The organism is Sphingosinicella sp. SM1-17 (genome assembly GCF_056821765.1).
In genome coordinates this window covers 1,944,127-1,961,788 of sequence record NZ_JBPDIO010000001.1, presented here as the reverse complement: position 1 = coordinate 1,961,788, position 17,662 = coordinate 1,944,127, and the positions used below count along the sequence as shown (strand labels likewise).

The 17,662-nt window shown below is 65.5% G+C and carries 21 protein-coding genes; 11 read left to right on the top strand and 10 right to left on the bottom strand.

All coding sequences use genetic code 11. From position 1 onward, the window contains the following. Positions 1-67: 67 nt before the first annotated feature. Positions 68-1,018 (bottom strand): DUF5309 domain-containing protein, encoded by a 951-nt coding sequence (locus ACRYLT_RS09790; RefSeq protein WP_482663906.1) that lies wholly within the window; start codon positions 1,016-1,018, stop codon positions 68-70. After that, entirely contained in the window at positions 1,018-2,100 is a 1,083-nt protein-coding gene (locus ACRYLT_RS09785; RefSeq protein WP_482663905.1) for a hypothetical protein, read from the bottom strand. The genes ACRYLT_RS09790 and ACRYLT_RS09785 overlap by 1 nt, the downstream gene beginning before the upstream one ends. A 189-nt stretch (positions 2,101-2,289) precedes the next feature. On the opposite strand from ACRYLT_RS09785, the gene ACRYLT_RS09780 reads away from it, so the two are divergent. The 3 genes from ACRYLT_RS09780 to ACRYLT_RS09770 all read left to right on the top strand — a co-directional run bounded on the left by ACRYLT_RS09780 (position 2,290) and on the right by ACRYLT_RS09770 (position 5,667). Beyond that, positions 2,290-3,516: a hypothetical protein gene (locus ACRYLT_RS09780; protein WP_482663904.1), complete on the top strand. Its 1,227-nt coding sequence runs from the start codon at positions 2,290-2,292 to the stop codon at positions 3,514-3,516. A 157-nt stretch (positions 3,517-3,673) separates the two neighbouring features. Continuing rightward, positions 3,674-4,888, top strand: coding sequence for a hypothetical protein (locus ACRYLT_RS09775; protein ID WP_482663903.1), 1,215 nt, complete (start codon positions 3,674-3,676; stop codon positions 4,886-4,888). 143 nt (positions 4,889-5,031) lie between these two features. Further along, the gene (locus tag ACRYLT_RS09770) at positions 5,032-5,667 is read left to right on the top strand and encodes a hypothetical protein (RefSeq protein ID WP_482663902.1); all 636 of its coding nucleotides are present in this window, start codon (positions 5,032-5,034) and stop codon (positions 5,665-5,667) included. A gap of 9 nt (positions 5,668-5,676) precedes the next feature. Here ACRYLT_RS09770 and ACRYLT_RS09765 read toward each other — a convergent pair whose 3' ends face one another. After that, positions 5,677-6,654 carry a cell wall hydrolase gene (locus ACRYLT_RS09765; protein WP_482663901.1) on the bottom strand — a complete coding sequence of 326 codons (978 nt, stop codon included), beginning with the start codon at positions 6,652-6,654 and terminating at the stop codon, positions 5,677-5,679. 26 nt (positions 6,655-6,680) lie between these two features. Here ACRYLT_RS09765 and ACRYLT_RS09760 point away from each other — a divergent pair, with 26 nt between their 5' ends. After that, the gene (locus ACRYLT_RS09760; protein ID WP_482663900.1) at positions 6,681-7,031 is read left to right on the top strand and encodes a hypothetical protein; all 351 of its coding nucleotides are present in this window, start codon (positions 6,681-6,683) and stop codon (positions 7,029-7,031) included. A gap of 25 nt (positions 7,032-7,056) precedes the next feature. On the opposite strand, the gene ACRYLT_RS09755 is transcribed toward ACRYLT_RS09760, so the two are convergent. After that, a complete protein-coding gene (locus tag ACRYLT_RS09755) occupies positions 7,057-7,815 on the bottom strand; it encodes a DUF2243 domain-containing protein (protein WP_482663899.1) in 759 nt (252 codons plus the stop codon). Between the two features lie 138 nt (positions 7,816-7,953). Here ACRYLT_RS09755 and ACRYLT_RS09750 point away from each other — a divergent pair, with 138 nt between their 5' ends. The 3 genes from ACRYLT_RS09750 (at position 7,954) to ACRYLT_RS09740 (ending at position 8,770) form a co-directional block, all read left to right on the top strand. Next, positions 7,954-8,106, top strand: a complete 153-nt coding sequence (locus ACRYLT_RS09750) for a hypothetical protein (RefSeq protein ID WP_482663898.1) — start codon at positions 7,954-7,956, stop codon at positions 8,104-8,106. Further along, positions 8,106-8,285, top strand: a complete 180-nt coding sequence (locus ACRYLT_RS09745) for a hypothetical protein (RefSeq protein ID WP_482663897.1) — start codon at positions 8,106-8,108, stop codon at positions 8,283-8,285. The genes ACRYLT_RS09750 and ACRYLT_RS09745 overlap by 1 nt, the downstream gene beginning before the upstream one ends. A gap of 71 nt (positions 8,286-8,356) precedes the next feature. Further along, positions 8,357-8,770 (top strand): GFA family protein, encoded by a 414-nt coding sequence (locus ACRYLT_RS09740; protein WP_482663896.1) that lies wholly within the window; start codon positions 8,357-8,359, stop codon positions 8,768-8,770. Between the two features lie 46 nt (positions 8,771-8,816). Here the strand turns inward: ACRYLT_RS09740 and ACRYLT_RS09735 are convergent, their stop codons facing one another. Genes ACRYLT_RS09735 through ACRYLT_RS09715 form a run of 5 tightly spaced genes read right to left on the bottom strand, consistent with a single transcriptional unit; the run spans position 8,817 to position 12,903 of the window. Further along, the gene (locus ACRYLT_RS09735) at positions 8,817-9,053 is read right to left on the bottom strand and encodes a hypothetical protein (RefSeq protein WP_482663895.1); all 237 of its coding nucleotides are present in this window, start codon (positions 9,051-9,053) and stop codon (positions 8,817-8,819) included. Continuing rightward, on the bottom strand, positions 9,050-11,194 hold the full coding sequence (locus ACRYLT_RS09730; RefSeq protein ID WP_482663894.1) for a portal protein: 2,145 nt from the start codon (positions 11,192-11,194) through the stop codon (positions 9,050-9,052). Before ACRYLT_RS09730 ends, ACRYLT_RS09735 begins: the two co-directional genes overlap by 4 nt. A 1-nt stretch (position 11,195) precedes the next feature. Next, positions 11,196-11,369, bottom strand: coding sequence for a hypothetical protein (locus ACRYLT_RS09725; protein WP_482663893.1), 174 nt, complete (start codon positions 11,367-11,369; stop codon positions 11,196-11,198). Then, positions 11,366-12,634, bottom strand: coding sequence for a terminase large subunit domain-containing protein (locus ACRYLT_RS09720; RefSeq protein ID WP_482663892.1), 1,269 nt, complete (start codon positions 12,632-12,634; stop codon positions 11,366-11,368). Before ACRYLT_RS09720 ends, ACRYLT_RS09725 begins: the two co-directional genes overlap by 4 nt. Further along, positions 12,616-12,903: a hypothetical protein gene (locus ACRYLT_RS09715; protein WP_482663891.1), complete on the bottom strand. Its 288-nt coding sequence runs from the start codon at positions 12,901-12,903 to the stop codon at positions 12,616-12,618. Before ACRYLT_RS09715 ends, ACRYLT_RS09720 begins: the two co-directional genes overlap by 19 nt. A gap of 613 nt (positions 12,904-13,516) precedes the next feature. Between ACRYLT_RS09715 and ACRYLT_RS09710 the strand changes: the two genes are divergently transcribed. The 4 genes from ACRYLT_RS09710 (at position 13,517) to ACRYLT_RS09695 (ending at position 16,862) form a co-directional block, all read left to right on the top strand. Next, entirely contained in the window at positions 13,517-14,770 is a 1,254-nt protein-coding gene (locus ACRYLT_RS09710; protein WP_482663890.1) for a DUF418 domain-containing protein, read from the top strand. A gap of 37 nt (positions 14,771-14,807) precedes the next feature. After that, positions 14,808-15,317: a GNAT family N-acetyltransferase gene (locus ACRYLT_RS09705; RefSeq protein WP_482663889.1), complete on the top strand. Its 510-nt coding sequence runs from the start codon at positions 14,808-14,810 to the stop codon at positions 15,315-15,317. Positions 15,318-15,420: 103 nt separating this feature from the next. Beyond that, a complete protein-coding gene (locus ACRYLT_RS09700) occupies positions 15,421-16,356 on the top strand; it encodes an alpha/beta fold hydrolase (RefSeq protein ID WP_482663888.1) in 936 nt (311 codons plus the stop codon). A 173-nt stretch (positions 16,357-16,529) separates the two neighbouring features. After that, positions 16,530-16,862 carry a hypothetical protein gene (locus tag ACRYLT_RS09695; protein ID WP_482663887.1) on the top strand — a complete coding sequence of 111 codons (333 nt, stop codon included), beginning with the start codon at positions 16,530-16,532 and terminating at the stop codon, positions 16,860-16,862. 237 nt (positions 16,863-17,099) lie between these two features. On the opposite strand, the gene ACRYLT_RS09690 is transcribed toward ACRYLT_RS09695, so the two are convergent. Further along, positions 17,100-17,615, bottom strand: coding sequence for a GNAT family N-acetyltransferase (locus ACRYLT_RS09690; protein WP_482663886.1), 516 nt, complete (start codon positions 17,613-17,615; stop codon positions 17,100-17,102). Between the last annotated feature and the right edge of the window lie 47 nt (positions 17,616-17,662).

The following is a 17,662-nucleotide window of genomic DNA, read 5'->3' as shown; positions in this document are numbered from 1 at the left end:
CAGCCTACCCCTTGGAGATCCGCCCCGGAACCGGGGAGGAAGCCGAAGCCCCCTCCCCGCCTCGGCCTCACGCGGTCGCCAGGTCCGCGACGATCGCATGGGCGTCCGGGTGCCGCATCTCGAGCGTATATTCCGAGATGATGTCGCGGGTGACGGCATCGCCGACCCGCCCAAGCTCCTGCGGCTCGAAGGCGCGAAGGAACGCCACCGCCACCTTGTCGCTATCGACCACGAACAGGTCGCGGCCGCGCTGGGTCCGGTTCGGAACGACCTTGAGGTCGCCGAAATCGCTCATGTAGAGCGAGGCGGCGCCCAGGATCGCCTTGTTGGCCACGATCGTCTGCTGGGAAGCCCGGCCGGGAAAGGCCGAAATCTTCTGCTTGTTGAACGATCCGACCAGGACGAGCGTGGGCTCGCCGCCATCGTCGAACGCATCCTTCACCGCATCCTTCAGCATGTCCTCGGTGAGGGTTCGAAGGTCGCCGGCAGTCCCGTCCGTGGCCGCCGCCGTTGCGGCGGTCGAATCGGCGCCATTGGAGCCGCGCGATCCGTTGCCGCTGATCCAGGCATTGAACGAGCGCAGCTTTCGCGCCGTGGTCGTGTCGCCCGCCACCTGGCCCTGGTTGCCGAGCAGGATCGCCTCCATGTCCTTGCGCAGCGCCAGGCTCTTCTTGGACATCTGATAGGCCATCATGTCGTCGATCCCGGCCGGGTTGACCGCCCGTTCGGTTCCGGTGACGGTCGCATCGCGCGAGCTGATCTGGCAGTAATTCTGCTTGCGCGCCGGGCTGGTGGAAGCGGCTCGGCTCAACGCATCGCCTTCCAGGCGGGCGTTGGACGTGTTGGTGCTGTCGATCGAATCGGTCGACCATTCGTGGAGCACGGCCGACGCCTTGGCGCGCGGCACGGCCGACATGAACGGCGTATCCACGGGCGAGATCCGGTAGATCGCATCCGCGAGATCCTCGCGGTTGGTCGCCACGTCATAGGAGGCGACGGCATTGGTGACTTTCGCCATTAGCTGAGTTGTCCTTTCAACAGATGCTTGAGGGCGGCGGCGCCGTCCGCGACGCTGCCCGATTGGCGCAGCCGATCCAGCGCCTGCCCCTTTCGTTGATGCTCGATCGCGCTTCGCGACGTGGTTACGCCCGGTCTCACCGCCGGCGGCGCCCTTTTCGGCTCGGGCTTCGGGCTTTCCCTCAGCTTCGCCTTGGCCGATTGCAGCCGGTCATATTCGCGCGCCTTCCAGATCATGTGCCATTCCAGCGCCGTGGTCGGCGATTGGAACAGGTCGGCCGGGGCGCCCTGGGCAAGCGCATAGTCGATCAGTTCCTGGAACACGGCCGGGCCTTTCGCCCGGTCGGCCGCGTCCGGAACGGCCTCGACGAAGGCCGACCGGCTGGCCTCGTTGATCGCATGGAACCTCTGGCTCTGCTCCTGGGCACGAAGCTGGGCGAGCTGGTGGCGGTGCTGGTCGAGGACGGCGAGCGATTCCTGATATTGGCGCTCCATCAGGTGATAGCTGTCCGGGTCATAATCGTCGCTATTGTGATCGAGCATCGACAGCGGCGGCCGCTGCGGCTGCACCAGGCTCAACACCAGGTCCGCCGCCTCGGCATAAAGCTGGCGGTTGCTTTCTGCCTCGGTGACGATGGCCTCGTTGGCCTTCAGCACGTTGGCGGCTTCCTGGAATTTGGCGTTGACGGCTCGGTCCCTCTGTCCCTCGCGTTCGGCGATGAACGCCTGGGCTTCGGGTGGCAGCGACTTCCACAGCTCCGCCTGTTCCGCGGGCCAGGAGTTGGGCAGCGGCGGCTCGGATGGCTGGGCCTCTTCGGCTGCTTCCTCCGCCTCCTCCGCAGTCTCCCTGCTCCTGCTCTCGGCTTCGTCCTCGGCCCCGGGGGCCTCGGCTTCCGCTTCGATCTCTTCCTCGGCCGACGGCTCGCCGCCGCCGGGCGCGAACCGGCCTCTTCCGTCCCTGGGCCGGTCGGGCTCGGCCTGGCCGAGCCTAACCTTGAACGCGTCCGCCGCGGACGCCAGCGCGTCGGCGGTCGACAGGCCTTCGCCTTGGCTCGTGGCAGGGGACTGCACGCCATCGATCATGTCTCTTCCTTCCAGATTTCGGCTGCCGGCGGCGCCGGCGAAGCATGGTTTGTTCCCCGGCGAGATCATTGTTTGTTCTTTTTCTGTTCACCGGTTCGTTAATCTCGTGTAGCATCGGGAATCGGGTGGCCGGCCGGCGGCAGCGGCGCCCGAACTGGCTCCAGCCGCCCCTGATCGACGGAGAGGCCGATGGGCACGGGTTCTTTTCGTAACCGCTTTCTTTGTCTTTGCGCCATTGCCCTGCCGTTGATCGGATGCGAGGCCGGCAAGGCTGGCTCGATTGACGTTCCGGCCAATGGTCAGGAAGCCCAGTTGGGCGGACAGCTCGACAAGCCAGCGCCGGAGCAAGGTTGGATCGAGAGCCGATCCGGCCGCTGGACGGCTCGCACCGGGCGAGATCCTGCCGGTCTCGCAAACTGCCAGCACCATGGCGACGAACCGATGTTCGTCGCCGTACTGGAGGGCGAACGCGAGGTCGATCGGCTCGAATATTGTTCGGTTCATGCGCATGCATCGGTTCGGATGCTGGAGGATGCGCAGGGAGAGGCCTTCCTCCTCCATGAACATGCCTCGGGCCGCGGCCAGCACGGAGGAACACAGTACCTTACCGTCTACAAGGTCTTGTCGAATCGGCTGGACGAGCGCGGCCGGGTGATCGCGCGGGAACGGGTCGGCCCGGCCGCGACTTCCAACTTTGAATATCGGATGGAGACGCCCGAGGGCGGCGGCATCGTGATCCGCGGCCCCTGGCGCATCGAAGGTCCTGTTTTCCGGCCCGATCCTGCCTCATTCAGGCAGGACACACGCCTTGAGATCGACGTGACTCGGTCCGGTGAATCGCATGCCGCACTCGACGAGCGCTCGAGGGCTGACGGTTCCAGCGAGCCGCGCTTCATCGACCACGAATACCCCACCCTCTCGCGGTGGGAGAGCCGGGCCGGTCCTTGGACCGCCGTGACTCAGCTTGATCTGCGCAATCGCGCGGATTGCGATCTACCATCCGATGCCCTGAGCCTCACCCTGCGGCAGGGCGATCGCCAACTGCTTCAGGAGCGATATTGCTCCGCTTATGCAACCGAACATGCCCGGCTGATCGTCGACGCCTTGGGGCAGGTCTATCTTCTGCGCTGGCATGGCGAGGGACATGGTACCCGCGCAATGACGACCTATCTGACGGTCTTCAAATTATCGTCGGAAGAGCTGGATGAACGGGCACGGTTCATCATCGACGAGCCCGTCGATTTCAATGCGGACTCGGTCTTCGACTATCGGCCTTATACGCCGCCTGGCGGGGGCCTCGTGATCAGCGGTCCCTGGCGGATCCAAGGCGAATTGTCGGATCCGGCCAATCCTCCACGTCGACACCTGACGACGCTGGCAATCGATGTTCAACGGCCACAAGGCGCCAGCCGATGATGATCGCGTTCGGCGCCTGATCCGCCTTGATCATCCGTCAGGACCTCTGTTCCGTTCCATCTTCATCGGACTGATGGAGGATCGTTGAATCGGGTGGCCGGCCGGCGGCAGCGGCGCCCGATCTGGCTCCAGCCGCCCCTGATCGACGGAGAGGCCGATGGGCACGGATTCTTTTCGTGAACGCCTGCTTTTTATCTTTGGCTTGACCATCCCGCTCGCCGGCTGCGAGCCGCGGGAGGGCAGATGGACTCCGCGCGCGGCCAATCAGCAGCTCGCGCAGGCGGAGGTACTCGGCGACGAGCGGGACGAACAGAGCCTCGACAGGCCGGTCGCGCAGGATGAAACCTCATCCGCTCGGCCGCCCCAAGTCCTTCGGGAGGTGCGGTTCGGGCGTTTGCGGGCGGTCCTCACCACCAATCCGGTTAACTGGATGCGCTGCGAGCCGGCGGCCGACGCTAGGAGGTTGCGCATTCTCGAAGGTGATCGTGAGACGGACTCCGCGAGCTTTTGCTCGATGGATCGAGAGGGCGAGGTGCGGTTTCTCACCAACGGGCGGGGCGACATCTACCTGTTACGTGAGCATGCGGAACGAAACGGCTCCGCTGGAAGCCTTCACTATCTTACCGTCTACAGATACGCGGCGCGCGGCTTGGACGAGCGCGGGCGCTTCGTCACTCGCGCGCCGCTCGCTGGAGGCTCCTCATCACGATGGCAGTATCGCGCTGTTGCGCGGAGCGATGGCGGCCTCGTGATCGGCGGTCGCTGGCATGGCGACGGCGAAGTGCCCCCGCCCGCAACGGCCTCGCCATCCCGTGGGATGACCTTTCAAATTGATGGTCCGGATCGACATCGGGCGGGCGGCGTCGCGCCGTTGCGCGAGGACGTCAGTCGAGCCGGCCAGTGGACGGCGCGCACGGAATTCGATCGCAGCAATCGGGCGCAATGCAGTGACGATCGGGACGGAATGACCTTGTTCCTAGGCCATGGCGGCCGTGAGATATATTCTGGGAATTACTGCTCGGCCTACGCAACGGGTAACGTACAGCTGGTCGAGGACGTGCGCGGCGAACTGTATCTGTTGCGCCGGCATGGCGAAGGGCATGGCACGGGTGCAACCGCCCATTACCTCACCGTCTACAGATTTTCAGGGGGCCGACTCCACGAACGCAGCCGGTTCGTCATCAGTCACGTGTTCAACCTCAGCGAATGGGCGGGCTGGGACTATCGGGTCTCCAGGCCAGGTGGCGGGGGGATCGTGATTGGCGGTCGATGGCTATTCGAGGAGGAACGCCGCTGGCCCCACCCCGCTCATTTGCGCCGCGCAACTCATATTGAGATCGACGTTGCGGATTCTCGCCGGCCAGACCACTAAGGACCGAGGCTCTCAGCGTAGCGCCGCTTTGTTCTTTTTCTGTTCTCGACTGCTTCAACATCGTGTACGGTATTGGCCGGGCGCGCCGATCGGCGGCAATGGCCGCTCGATGAACCTCAGCCGCCAGATCGACGGAGCGGCCCATGGGCACCGGTTTCCTTCGTGAACGTCTTCTTTCTCTCTTTGCTTTGACGCTCCCGTTCGCTGGCTGCAGTGACGGAGAGGCGGCACCCGGTGAGCCTCCGGCCGGCGGGGCAACGCCGGCGATCGCGCCAGAACTGGAGCGCCGCGAAAGCCGCGTCGGCCGCTGGACGGCCGTCGTCCAGTCTGATCCGGATAACCGGGCACATTGCAGCAACAGCCGCGACGGGATGAAGCTCATCCTGCTTGAGGACCGTCGAGAGAGCCATGTCCGGAGCTATTGCTCGGCCTACGGGCTGGGCAATGCGGAAATCCTGGTTGATCGCCGCGGTGAACCCTATCTTCTCCATCAACACTCCGATGGTCGTGGCACGGGCGCGACCCACCACTATCTCACCGTCTACAAATATTCCGCTCGAGGTCTGGATGAGCGCGGCCGCTTTCTCATCGGCCACGCGGTTGGCACGAACGCAGGGGCAAATCTCGATTACCGGTCCGATGCGCCACCTGGGGGCGGCGTCGAGATCGACGGAGAATGGAGGATCGAAGGTGAGGTCTACCAGCCCCACCCTGCGCTTTCCCGGCGGAGAACCAGGCTCCAGATCGATGTCGAGGAGCCGGGCAGCACGATCGGGTAAGGCCCGCCCTTAGCGTCTGATCGGCCTCGGGTTTTCATTGTCGATAAGTATGTGATTGCGCCTGCGCTGCTGCGTTCTGGACTCGTACTTGGACGGGCGAAGCCGACCGGATTCGAGGCTCTCTGGAAAGAAGGTGCCGGGTGCGGTGTGCGGCCATTCCGGATTGAAATCCTCGTCCGAGAAGAAAAAGGTAGCTCCGCCGGTCGGGTCCGGAATCCGGCCGCTCAATATGCCGTGCGCAGTGTCGAGCGCATGCTTCCACTGACGGCTCTCCTCAGGGCCCAGACTTTCCGGGCGCTCCGTGGCTGAATAGTTCCGGTGGGCGACCCCTCTGCTGTTGCCTTCCGGCACGGTCTCAAACTGACCTGGCTGATGGATCACCGCCGGCAATGTCGGTCGGAAGCCCTGCCGGTTGACGCGATTGACGATCGACCAGCCAATGGCCTCGAAATCCTTGGGGATACCCAGCGATTCCGCGTAGATCAGTCTCGCGAGCTCATGCGGGTCGCGCGGGGCTGGGACATAGCCGAGGCCGTTGACGCCGTGTCGCCGGATCTTCTCATCCAATATCTCCTGTGCGACGTTCCCACTTTGTGTCCCGGCCCGCCTTCGCGGTGAGGTCGCTGTTGGCGCAGTTCGCGGCGGCTGCGGCCTCGGCGGTTGCGCCTGCGGCCGGGTGACCGGCGGCAGCCCCCTCATCTCCCGCAGCACGTCCCGATAATCCCGGCCGGTCTGCTGCGCGCGCCGGCGGGCAATCTCATGCTCCTGCCGGCGATCGAACCCCTCCTGCGCCGCCACAGGAAGCGGCATGAGACCGGCACCGGCACTTGGGGCTGTGTGCCGGTCCTCGCCGCCAATCCCGCCGAAGCGCTGCGCCAGAGCCAGCGCGGCCTCTTCGTTCCCCTCCGCCAGCGCCTGCGCCATCGCAAGCCGCATCGGATCGATCGCTCGTTGAACGCCGCGCTGAAGGCCTGAGAAAAATGCCATCCTCTTCTCCCTTGAATGAACTTCGGTTGCGGCACGCGCGGCCTGGATCGGCCAGCCTCGTCGTCTGCACGGTCGTCGTCCCGAATGCGGACAAGGCACTGACCCGGTCCGTTCGTCGCGGGTTGCGAGTGATGCAGGTAAAGGCGCAGGAGCGGCCGAACGGTTATGAGCGAATCGTCATGAACTATGACAGTCCCGAGCTTCGCCGGGCCTATCTCCAGGGCGCGCGCGACGCTCTGGAAAGCGCCTTGCCGACCTGCGATCCGCGCATCTGCCGGGCGCTCGAAGATTGGATCGGCCGGGATCTGGAAGACTGGAAGGGCGGCCCTCCGCCGCCCGCGCCCCATGAATGGGAAAACGCCACCGATCCGGAATAGGCGCCGAAGGCTCAGCTGCGGCCCTTCATGAACCCCGCAGCTTGGTCCAGGCGAGGCAGCCCGCCCCGGCAAGGGATCGGCTGACGATCAGCGCCCCTTCGCGATAGAGGCCGCCCGCTTGCGTCCCGTCGGGCCATCGCACTGCCCACACGCCGCGAGAGTGCCAGAGCAACTGCCCTCCTGACCGGGCGACGGCATTGACCGACTCGCCCTCGCTCATTCCCGGCCGAAAGACCACGACGGCGCTGTTCATATCCCCTGGCGGTTGCGCCGCCCAGGCGCCGCCGATCAGCACCAGGGCCGCCGCTCCGGTCGCTGCGGCACGGCCGAGCCGATCCGGTCCGCCGCCACGGCGGATCAGCCAGCCGGCAATCAGCGGCGCAAGCCCGAACAGGATCAGCCAGAGGAGGTCCCAGAACAAGGGATTGTCGCTGTCCAGCTTGATCCGGTGGATCCCGAGCACCCAGTGCGAAGCGATGCCGTCAACGATGTGCCAGGCACCGAAGCCGATCAGCGCATGAGCCAGCAGCCGGCGCCCCGCCCCGCTCTGCTCCAGCGCCGCCCGGCTTCGCGCCAGCATGACGAGCCCGATCGCTGCGATCAGGTACATCAGCGCGTGGAACAGCCCATCGAACAGCACCTGGCGGCCAATGTCTCCGACGCCCGGAACGAGACTGAGCAGATGGTGCCATTGCAGGATCTGGTGGAGCAGGATGCCGTCGAAGAACCCGCCGAGCGCGAAGCCCAGCAGCAGGCCCGATCGATTCAGCCGCGATGAGTCCATCACTCGCCTCCGGCCTGCCAAGGCCTGCCGCGGCTGAAGGTTCCGCGCTCCCAATCCTTTCCGCTCCGGAGCGGCCCCGCCCCTCGCTCGCCTGCGAAGCCCTCCCGATCTTGCTCGCAATGGGATCGATTTGCTGCGATGGGACTTTCGACAGGCGCGGATCAGGACGGAGAAGTCGACATGGCCAAGGGTCAGGTGAAAGGTAACAAGGAAGCTCGAAAGCCGAAAAAGGTGGTCAAGAAGACCATTGCGGCCAATCCCTCCACCAAGGGCACGCCGGCGAGAAGCTGATGGCGGAGCATTTCGTCCGACACCGGCAGCCGTGGAAGCCGGAGGAAATCGCCAAGCTTCGAACCCTCGCCGCGAAGGGCATGGGCCTGAAGGCGGTGGCGAAGGCTCTGACCCGAAGCGAGGAATCGGTTCAGGATCGGGCGAAAGCCGACGGCATCAAGATCGCAAAGCTGCGCTGAAGCGCCCGTCCCGGCATCGGCCGCCTTCGACGGCCGTTGAGTCCGGGGATGAAACCAAGCATGGCCTGGCAATGCTGAAGCAAGCCGCGACCCGAACCGCCGCCTGCCGCTGCGGACAGCTCCGGGCGATCGCCGCCGGCGACCCGGTCAGGGTGTCCGCCTGCCACTGCCTCGATTGCCAGAAGCGCACGGGCAGCGCCTTTTCCGCCCAGGCACGCTGGCCGGAAGACCGGGTCAGGATCGAAGGCGAATCCAGGGCCTGGGTCCACCACGCGGACAGCGGCAACCAGATCACCCATCATTTCTGCCCGGAATGCGGTTCGACGGTTCATTACCGGATCGTCGGCAAGTTCGACGGGCTCGTCGCGATTCCCCTCGGCGCCTTCGACGATCCATATTCGCTTTCTCCCCGCTTTTCCGTTTGGGAGGCGCGCAAGCATGACTGGGTCGCCATCCTCGGCGACGAGGTCGAGCATATCGACTGAACCCCGATCGACTCCGCCCGAGACGGCGGCAGGGATTCCGACAGTCTCACTTCGACCGCTTCAGCGCCGCGAGATCGTGGCTCGCCGCCGAATGGAGCCAGCTCTTCAGCCGCTCCATTATGTTCACCGCCCGCCACAGATTCTCCCGCTCGGCGGGCTCGAAACTTCGCTTCCATTCAGCGGTCAGGTCGGCCTCGATCGCGGCGAACGCGTCTCGGACATTGGGATCGTCCAGAAGGGCGCGAACGGCAACGGCGCGAAGCGCGCGCTGCTCGCTCGTCATTCGTCCAGCTTCCCGCCCGGACGGTTGCGGTCGAGTTCCACCGCCCCCTCCTCCGCCCCTCGCTCCGCGGACTCGCGCCGGGCGGCGATCCGCTCGCGTTCCATCTCCATCTCGAACCGGCTTTCCATCAGCGCCAGCTCGGCTTCGAACTGCGCCTTCTGGCGCTCCAGCTCGACCCGGAACTCGGCCTGCGCCTGCTCGATCCGGAGCTTCGCCTCGGTCTCGGCCGCCTTGCGCTGCTGCTCCGCCGCCTCGACCTGAATCCGCGCCTGCGCTCGCGCCTGCTCGATCTGCAGCCGCGCCTGCGCCTGCGCCAACCCGGGATCCGGCTTCGGCTCCGGCGGCTGGCGCTGCGCCGGATCGCCAATGAAATCGTCGACATTCCTGATTCCCGAGGCGGTGAGCAGCCGCTTTGCCGCCTTGTGGACATGACCGGCGTCGATCAGCCAGGCAAAGGGCGACGACTGAAGCTCGGCCATGAACCGAAGCACCGCCTGCGCCTGGCCGATCTGCTCCACCTTGTTGCCGAGCCCCAGTCCCACGGAGATCGTCACGTCCATTTCCGGATCCCAGCCGCTCGGATCCATCGGCACCCATTTGTTGCGAAGCCGAATCACCCGTTCGCTCGGCTGGTGCTGGACGAGCAGCTTCAGGACCAGTCTGAACAGCCGCTTCACGCCGGTTTCGGCGAAGATCCGGGCGATCATTTCCGCCCGCTCGTTGCGGCTATTCTCGTCGATCGCGGCCTGGGTGGCGGTGTCGGGGCTGTTCTTACGGATCGCCTCGGCGTTGAAGCCATTGCCCTTGCGCTGGATCCCGGTCCGCTCCTCGGTTTGCTGCGCAACATATTCCAGCATCGCGAAGCTGTGCTGCGCGGTGAACGGAACCGTGTGATAGGCCAGCTGGCCCGGCACCTTGGTGCTGATGATCGCCCCCGGAGCGCTGTCGCACAGATCGTCCATCGTTCGCTCGTTGAGCGCCGTGTCGGGCACTTCGGCACGCGGGTTGTTGGTCTTGTAGAGATTGTCGAGCGTCTGGCGGAGCACCGCCGTCGATACCTTCTGCCCCTCCACCGCCTGGTCGGCCAGGGCCCGGCCATAGACCTTGTGCGGCATCGGCACAGGGCAGAGCAAGGCGAACGGCTTGTCCTCGACCGGCTCGTTGAAAAGGATGACGTCGCCGACCCGGATCACCCGCCGCAATTCGGCCATTCCGTCGCCGTCGAAATCGCAGCGGACATACTCGTCGATCACGGCGACGACGTCCCGGCTCCTGTCGTTGCCGATCGCTTCGCGCGTGGCCGAATACCAGTCCTCGTCGCGATAGCGCGCCTGTACCCGCGATTCCTCCTTCTGCCCCTGATCAGAAGCGGGAAGGCTGTCGGCAATTTCAGGCTCGACCCCCAGCTCGATCAGGTCCGACCGCGTATAGTTTGACGGCCGGTGGGCGACATAGGCCGCTTCCTCGATCGACCGCGCGAAGGGGGAGATCAGGAATTCCTCAGGGGGGACGTTCTCGATCCTCACCCGCCCGTCCGCGATCAGCTCGTGCAGCCGGACCGCGAAGGTTCCCTCGCCCTTGTCCTGCTCCCCGGCATAGGCGTCGCTCGCCCGCAGCTCGAGCAGCTGCCCCGCATCGGCGCCGACCAGGCGCTCCTCCACCCGGCTCTTGTCCTCCCACCAGACCTTCACGACGCCGATCTTGGTCAGAAGCGCGTCCTTGAACCAGTTGTGGAGGATCAGGAAACCGGGATTGTCGCTGTTGATCACATAGTTCACATATTCGCCGGCCTGCTCGGCCTGCTCGACGTCCTCGGGGCCGCGCGGCTGGAACGAGACCACCTCGTCGGCCGAGACGAACGGCTTGAGGACCGCCGCCAGCGCATTGTCGACCATTACCGCGACGCTGTGATCAACGACCGACGAGCAGCCGTCGAGCGCCGGCAGGTCGTCCATCCGTCCGTAATAATAGTTGATCGCCCGTGCCTGCTCGTCGGCAATCTCGCTGTTATAGTAGCCGACGGCACGCGCCTCGTGCGCCGCCAGCAGCGACGCCAATTCGCCTTCGTCCATTCCGCCCGCTTGCGTGCCCGGCCGCTCGGCGCCTTCGTCCGGCGGCGGCAGGATCGCAGAATCCGCCATCTCAGCGGCGCGCCTTCAGAAGCTCGGCCATCGCCTCGAGACCATGCTGGAGCGGACAAAGCCGAAGCCTTTCCCAAGCCTCCGGACAGGTGGTGCGGAAGAATTCGGCGATCCGCGCCAGCGCTTCGCCATTGTCGCCGGGGACGGGATCGGGAATTCGCCTGGCTCTCGTCATACCACCCACCTCGTGTCTCGCTTGGCCGGCCTCGCCGGCATGCTCTCCCGATGGCCCACCGCGAAATAGCGGAAGGCGTCGGCATAATGGCTCGTCCAGTCGTGAAGCGGCCGAGCCCGGAATTCCTGGCTTCGGTCGTCATATTCGCGCCGATACATTCGAAGCGCTTCGATCCCCGCCCTGCATCGGTCGCGGTCGAACCAGCAGGTGGCCAGCCGAAGCCGAACCGCATGGATCCCGTCCTCGACCGGGAGGTTCGGGCAGATCGTCGCCCGGATCCCAAGTCCGGCAAGCATCTCCACCCGGCTTCGACCGGTACCGAGCTCGCGAACCTGCGCGTCATGGGGCAGATAGTGGCTGCCCCACAGATAGTCGCGTTCCTGAAGTCGCCTGGCGTACCAGTCGAGGCCCACCCCCTCGCCCTTGATCACGTCGATCACTCGGGTTTCGGGACCATGCGTCTGGATGAACCAGATCACGGTGCTGTCGGCCATTCCAAGGTCCCAGGCGGTGTGGACCGGAAGCCTCGGATCGTGGGGAACGGGGCCGATCCGCCCGTCCGCTTCGGCCTGGTTCATCTCCCGCCCGTAATAGGCGCCCCGCACCGCGGCCTCGAAGCTGCACTCATATTCCTGCGCATATTCGTCGGCGCTCATCATTTTCGCGGCATCGGCCAGTTCGGCGCCGTCGATCAGGCCCGTCTCCGACGCCTTCAGGCGCAATCGGTACCAGTCGGGATCGTCCTCGGCCGCGGTCCAGAGCCGGTGGAAGGCGTTGCGTCCCTTCGGCGTGCCGATGAAGATCGCCCAGCCCTTGCGATCGGAAAGGGCCGGCCGAAGCACCTGCGTCCAGACCGTCGGGTCCATGTCGCCGAACTCGTCGAGCACGGCGCCGTCGAGGTAGAGGCCGCGGAGCCGGTCGGGATTGTCGGCGCCGTAGATCCGGATCCGGGCGCCATTGCTGGGAAGCTCCACCCACAATTCGGTGGCGTTGACCTTCCGCTCCGGCCCGAAGCAGTCGCTATAATCCTTGAGGTAGGACCAGGCGATATCCTTGGCCTGGTTCAGTTGCGGCGCGATATAGGCGAAGCGGGGACTGTCCTTCTCGCACGTCGCCGCTCGCTTGATGAGCTCGTTCACGCAGGCGACCGTCTTTCCCGCCCGCCGGTGCGCGACCGCGATCGCCCAGCGTGCCGTCCGGGTGTGAAGCGCCATGAACTGGCGGCGCGGCGCATAGGGGCTCTCGATCAGGTCGGCGGCTTCCAAGTCAGGGCCCTTGCCAGACCTTTGCCGAGCTCATGCTCCGCCTCCACCTGGAGCGGGAGGATCTTGGCGACCAGCGCCATGAAGCGGGCCGGATCCTCCTGCGCCTGGCGAACGAGATAATCGACTCCGCCCGCTTGATCGAGCGCGGCCAGGATCATGTCCTTGATCGGCGGCAAGGAAGCCGGTGCTGCGGGCGCCGCCCCTCGGCCGCTGCGGGCTGGGGCTCGGGTTCGGGGACGCACCGCGCCCGGCTTTTGCTCCTGGGCCATGCACCTCCGCCTTTCGATGTCGCGCCTCGAGCGCCGCCTCTTGCACCGGCCGGCGCCCGGCAGTTTAGCCGCCGTCGCCGTTCCCCACCGGCGGCGTCCGGACCGTCCGTGGGACGGGAGACGCCGAACGCATCGCCTCGGCACCCCCGAAGACGAAGAGCCGAGCGAACGCCTTGGCGTCTGCGAAATTGGGTCCCGCCCGACGCGCGCAGAGCCGACCGCCTTGAGCAGCATAGGCGTCCGATGGGCGTTCGGGATGTGGGTCGGGCGGGAGTTCGGCCGGCGCGGTCGATGGGTCGCCGGCGGCCGAAATGAAAAAGGCCGCTCGTGGCGGCCTCCGGTTTCTCGCCTGAGTGACTCTATTTGCGCCACTCACAACTCTAGCGAGTGTGGCTCTATTACCTCAAGCCGCGTTACGAGTCAAGCCGTTTCTTGCCGCTTCCCCCGATCGCAATCGGCTGATGCGCGCCGCTCGTCCACGCCTTCTGGCTCGGCAGATCGGCGGGCGCCCCTGGCAGGCCTTTTTTGCCAAACCTTTCGACCGAAAGATCAGGTTGGGGCGGCTCGCCCGAACTGATAGGCTCGGCGCCGGGGCTGGCAGGAGGGTGCCGGAATGGGAGTCGCAACGGGGCGGGCGGAGCGGATCGAGCTGCTCGATGCGCTTCGCGGATTTGCGCTGCTTGGGATCCTTCTCGCCAACATGCTCTATTGGTCCGGCTGGACCTTCATGACGACTGAACAGCGACTGGCCTTGGCGGGCGCCGAGCCGGTGACCTGGCAATATCGGTTCCACCACCTTCTCGTGGACGGCAAATTTTACACGATCTTTTCGCTCCTTTTCGGGGCCGGCTTCGCGCTTCAGATCGCTCGCTTGAGCGCTCGCGGCCTCGCGGGGCTTCGAATCTATCGCCGCCGAGTGCTTGTTCTGCTCGCCATCGGTCTCGTCCACTCCTGGCTGATCTGGGACGGCGACATCCTCACCCTTTACGCTCTTCTCGGGCTGATCCTGCCGCTCTTCTACGGCTGGCGCGAACGCAGCCTGCTGGTCGCTTCCGCCATTCTGATCTTTGTCGTCCCGATGGTGGGTACCTGGATCTTCGATCGGTTCGGCTGGGCTCCGCACCAGCAGCTTTACGCGTTGAGCTTCTCGATCGCCGAAAGCCTGGGGGCCGACACAGCGCCCGAAAAGGCGCTGGACTGGTTCCGCCGCGACGATTTTGCGGGCTGGCTCTCCTGGGCCATGAGCGGACCGCCTTTCTCCTGGGGCCATCGGCTGGAAACCTGGCGCATTCCGAAGGTGCTCGGAATCATGCTGCTCGGGCTGATCGTCGGGCGAAGGCTCGCCTCCGGAGCATTGATCGACAATAGGCGGCTGCTCCGTCAGGTGCTGGTGGCAGGGCTTGTCGTCGGACTTCCGGCCAGCCTCGCTTATGCTTGGCTGCCGAACCAGGGCCAGTCGAGCTGGCCCTCACTGATCGGTACGGTGCCTCTGGCCCTTGCTTATGCATCGGCCTTCGTTCTCGCCTGGCCCCGCGCTCGCTTCGTCCTGCGGCATTTCGTGCCGGTCGGACGAATGGCTCTGACGAACTATCTCGCTCATTCGGTGATCGGACTGATCGTCTTCTACGGCATTGGTTTCGGCCTTGCCGGGACGATGCGTCCCCTGTCCTTCTACGCAGTCGCGCTGCTGATCTTCGCGTGCCAGTTGCTCCTCTCCCGATGGTGGCTAGGGAGGCACGATCAGGGACCTGCGGAAGCCTTCTGGCGCTTCGCCACCTATGGGAGGAAATCGGCGCCGGCTTCCGCCCGGCCGGCTGACGGCACCGAAGCTCGACCTTCGCCATCACGAATGAAGGCCGCAGATTGAGGTTGCGCCCGCACTCGGTATGGCTGAGACCTGCGGGATGATCGTCCGTCCGGCCGAGTCGACCCGCGACTTCGGGGCTGTCGCGCAACTGATGCACGCCTTCGTCGAATGGCATTATCAACGACACGCCTCCGACCGTCACATCATCGACAGCTATTTCGATCCCCACAAGTTCGCCTCCGAGCTGAGCAATCTGCCCGGCGAGTTTGCACCTCCGGCCGGGGCGCTGCTTGTCGCCGAACATGAAGGAGCGGTCGTGGGCTGTGTCGCTCTCCGCCGCCTTGAAGACGGCGTCTGTGAAATGAAGCGAATGTTCGTCCACAGCGGATTTCACGGCAAAGGTATCGGAATGCTGCTCGGGCGCGCGATCGTCGACGAGGCCCGTCGCCTGGGCTATCGACGGATGATGCTGGACACCGGCCCCGCCCAGCACGAAGCGCAAGGCCTCTATCGAAGGCTCGGCTTCAGGGACACCGCTCCTTATTATCCGCTCGCCCCCCATCTGCGCGACTGGCTCGTTTTCATGCAGATGGATCTCGACGCCTGAGCTTGGTCCCACCGACGACGATCGACCGGCCGTCGCAACTTGGCTGCGGGGCGTTGACAGCGGGCCGTTTCGGAGGCTTCCTCGCGTCAGGAGGATCATGCCAATGCCAAGGCATGCTCTCGTCGCGCCGCTGATCGGGGTCCTGGCCGCTTCCTGCGCCAGCACGGCAACGCCCCGGACGAACGCTGTTGCCGACGTCTGCGCCGTTTCCCCTTCTCTCAGCCGGGTCGCTCCGCTCGAGCCGACGATCGAAGGCCGCGGCCCACCCGTCGTCATGATCGGTGGAGGGCTCGTCGGAAACGAGAATTGGGCGATCCATTCGCGCCGGCTTCGCGAATGGCGACAGGTCATCCGGCTTCAGAACATGGCCGTGGATTTCGGACTGCGCGACCGGCCGCTTCCCGCGGATTATTCGATCCGAATGGAAAGCTGCGCGCTCCGCTCGGCTCTGGACCAGCTCGGGCTCCGCCAGCCGGTCGATCTGGTGGGGCATTCGCTCGGCGCTCTCGTCGCGCTCGACTTCGCCCTGCACCATCCCGAACGGATCCGGACCCTGACCTTGTCCGAGCCTCCGGCGGCCTGGCTTCTTGACTCCAACGAGCGTGCTCAGCCCGATGTCCAGGCCTGGGCCTCGACGATCAGCGGCCTTCACAAGCCGGAAATCAGCGAGCAGGATCTGTGGAACTTCCTCTGCGCGGTCGGCGGATGTCCGGCACCGAGCCTTGCCGAGGCGCGCCAGCTCCCCTGGTGGAGCGACCGGCTCCGCTATCGCCGCTCGCTTCGCGGCGTCCATGCGGTTGTCACCCACCGCGACGATCCCCAAAGGCTTTCGCTCTTCGACAAGCCGATCCTCTATATTGCCGGGTCGGGCACAGCCCCCGTCCACGCCCGTTTCAACGCCGCCTTCGCCAGGCTGAAGCCCGACGCGCGCATATTGACGCTCCCCGGCGGCCATTCGGCGATCCAGGTCTCGCTCGACTCGACACTGGAAGCCCTCTCCAGCCACATCTCGGGGTCGCCTGCCGCTTCCGCCGACTAGCCAGCGGCCGGAATGTCGCGACCGGTCATCGAAGCGGCGGCTTCTGTCTCGCCTGCCGACGCGCGCGTCCGAAAGGGAATATGAGCTTCGGCCGGTGGGGCTCGGAACATCGAGGCGCAGCCGGGGGTTCTTCGCGGCAATGAGCGGCCGGGCAGTAACGACGGAGTAGCTCGATGCGTAAATCAATTTCAGTCATTGTCGTCGCCGGTGCCCTCGCGCTCGGCGGATGTGCCACCAGCCCCCTCGGCGGGATGGGCGGTCCCCTTGAATCCGTCATCGGCTCGGTGCTCGGCGCCGGCCAGGCTTCGGGCCAGAGTTTCCAGCAGGCGGCGGTCTCGGCCTGCGGCAACCATGCCTCGCAATATGGCCAGGTGCAGATCCAGGACGTGCGCCAGGAAAGCAGCAACTCGCTCCGGGTCTACGGGATCGTCGGTTCCAACTATGGGAGCCGCAACTTCCAGTGCAGCTTCCGAAGCGACGGCCGGATCACCGACTTCGACATGTAGCTTCGCCAAGGCACCGGCCGCGCCTCCACGCCATGCGGTCTCGCTCCAGCTGTTCGAAGACCTGGAAAGGCAGGCTGGCGCCGACTCGCCGGCGATCTGGAAGAGCGGTCTCTGGAGCGATCCCGGGCCTGTCGATACCGCACGTCTGGTCGGACTGGCTCGTCGTCAACTCCGCCAGAACATCGCGGAGCGGCTGCGCTGAAAAGTCCTGCCCTGCCGCGCGCGGTGCCTGCGGCGCTATCGCTCAGCCGCCCACCCTGCCGGTTCGAGCCGGAGGTACACGCTGTCGCAATATTCGCCGCCGATCAGCCAGGTGCGTTTCGCCCGCCCGACCTCGACGAAGCCCAGCCGCTCGAGCAGTTTCAGCGAGGCGATGTTCCGGGGATCAACATCAGCCTCGATCGACGGCAGCCGGTGGACGGTGAAGGCGCGCTCGATGATCGGCCGGAGCGCTTCCGTGGCATAGCCAAGACCCCAGCGGTCCGGGTGAAAGATGTAGCCGATGTCGGGGAAGCGATAGAGCCCGGCCTTTCCGATCACCCGTCCTTCCAGCTCGACGACGAAGTCCTCGCCAAGCGCGGGATCGCACCCGATCATCGCGTTCAGCCATTCGCGCGTCTGCTCCAGTTGGCTGTGGGGTAAAGTGGACCAAAAGGCCATGGCTCGGCGGTCGCTGAGGATCGCATGGATCGGTTCCAGGTCCGCTTCCCGGGCCGGCCTGAGCAGGAGCCTTTTCGTCCGGATCTCCACCATCTCGACTGGTTAACCGGCAAGCCCCGCTCTCGCCAGCACGCTTTGGC

Bases quoted from the DNA above. Each gene is read 5' to 3' on its own strand.
- ACRYLT_RS09790 (WP_482663906.1), bottom strand. From the start codon at position 1,018: ATGGCGAAAGTCACCAATGCCGTCGCCTCCTATGACGTGGCGACCAAC.
- ACRYLT_RS09785 (WP_482663905.1), bottom strand. From the start codon at position 2,100: ATGATCGATGGCGTGCAGTCCCCTGCCACGAGCCAAGGCGAAGGCCTG.
- ACRYLT_RS09780 (WP_482663904.1), top strand. From the start codon at position 2,290: ATGGGCACGGGTTCTTTTCGTAACCGCTTTCTTTGTCTTTGCGCCATT.
- ACRYLT_RS09775 (WP_482663903.1), top strand. From the start codon at position 3,674: ATGGGCACGGATTCTTTTCGTGAACGCCTGCTTTTTATCTTTGGCTTG.
- ACRYLT_RS09770 (WP_482663902.1), top strand. From the start codon at position 5,032: ATGGGCACCGGTTTCCTTCGTGAACGTCTTCTTTCTCTCTTTGCTTTG.
- ACRYLT_RS09765 (WP_482663901.1), bottom strand. From the start codon at position 6,654: ATGGCATTTTTCTCAGGCCTTCAGCGCGGCGTTCAACGAGCGATCGAT.
- ACRYLT_RS09755 (WP_482663899.1), bottom strand. From the start codon at position 7,815: ATGGACTCATCGCGGCTGAATCGATCGGGCCTGCTGCTGGGCTTCGCG.
- ACRYLT_RS09750 (WP_482663898.1), top strand. From the start codon at position 7,954: ATGGGACTTTCGACAGGCGCGGATCAGGACGGAGAAGTCGACATGGCC.
- ACRYLT_RS09745 (WP_482663897.1), top strand. From the start codon at position 8,106: ATGGCGGAGCATTTCGTCCGACACCGGCAGCCGTGGAAGCCGGAGGAA.
- ACRYLT_RS09740 (WP_482663896.1), top strand. From the start codon at position 8,357: ATGCTGAAGCAAGCCGCGACCCGAACCGCCGCCTGCCGCTGCGGACAG.
- ACRYLT_RS09735 (WP_482663895.1), bottom strand. From the start codon at position 9,053: ATGACGAGCGAGCAGCGCGCGCTTCGCGCCGTTGCCGTTCGCGCCCTT.
- ACRYLT_RS09730 (WP_482663894.1), bottom strand. From the start codon at position 11,194: ATGGCGGATTCTGCGATCCTGCCGCCGCCGGACGAAGGCGCCGAGCGG.
- ACRYLT_RS09725 (WP_482663893.1), bottom strand. From the start codon at position 11,369: ATGACGAGAGCCAGGCGAATTCCCGATCCCGTCCCCGGCGACAATGGC.
- ACRYLT_RS09715 (WP_482663891.1), bottom strand. From the start codon at position 12,903: ATGGCCCAGGAGCAAAAGCCGGGCGCGGTGCGTCCCCGAACCCGAGCC.
- ACRYLT_RS09710 (WP_482663890.1), top strand. From the start codon at position 13,517: ATGGGAGTCGCAACGGGGCGGGCGGAGCGGATCGAGCTGCTCGATGCG.
- ACRYLT_RS09705 (WP_482663889.1), top strand. From the start codon at position 14,808: ATGATCGTCCGTCCGGCCGAGTCGACCCGCGACTTCGGGGCTGTCGCG.
- ACRYLT_RS09700 (WP_482663888.1), top strand. From the start codon at position 15,421: ATGCCAAGGCATGCTCTCGTCGCGCCGCTGATCGGGGTCCTGGCCGCT.
- ACRYLT_RS09695 (WP_482663887.1), top strand. From the start codon at position 16,530: ATGCGTAAATCAATTTCAGTCATTGTCGTCGCCGGTGCCCTCGCGCTC.
- ACRYLT_RS09690 (WP_482663886.1), bottom strand. From the start codon at position 17,615: ATGGTGGAGATCCGGACGAAAAGGCTCCTGCTCAGGCCGGCCCGGGAA.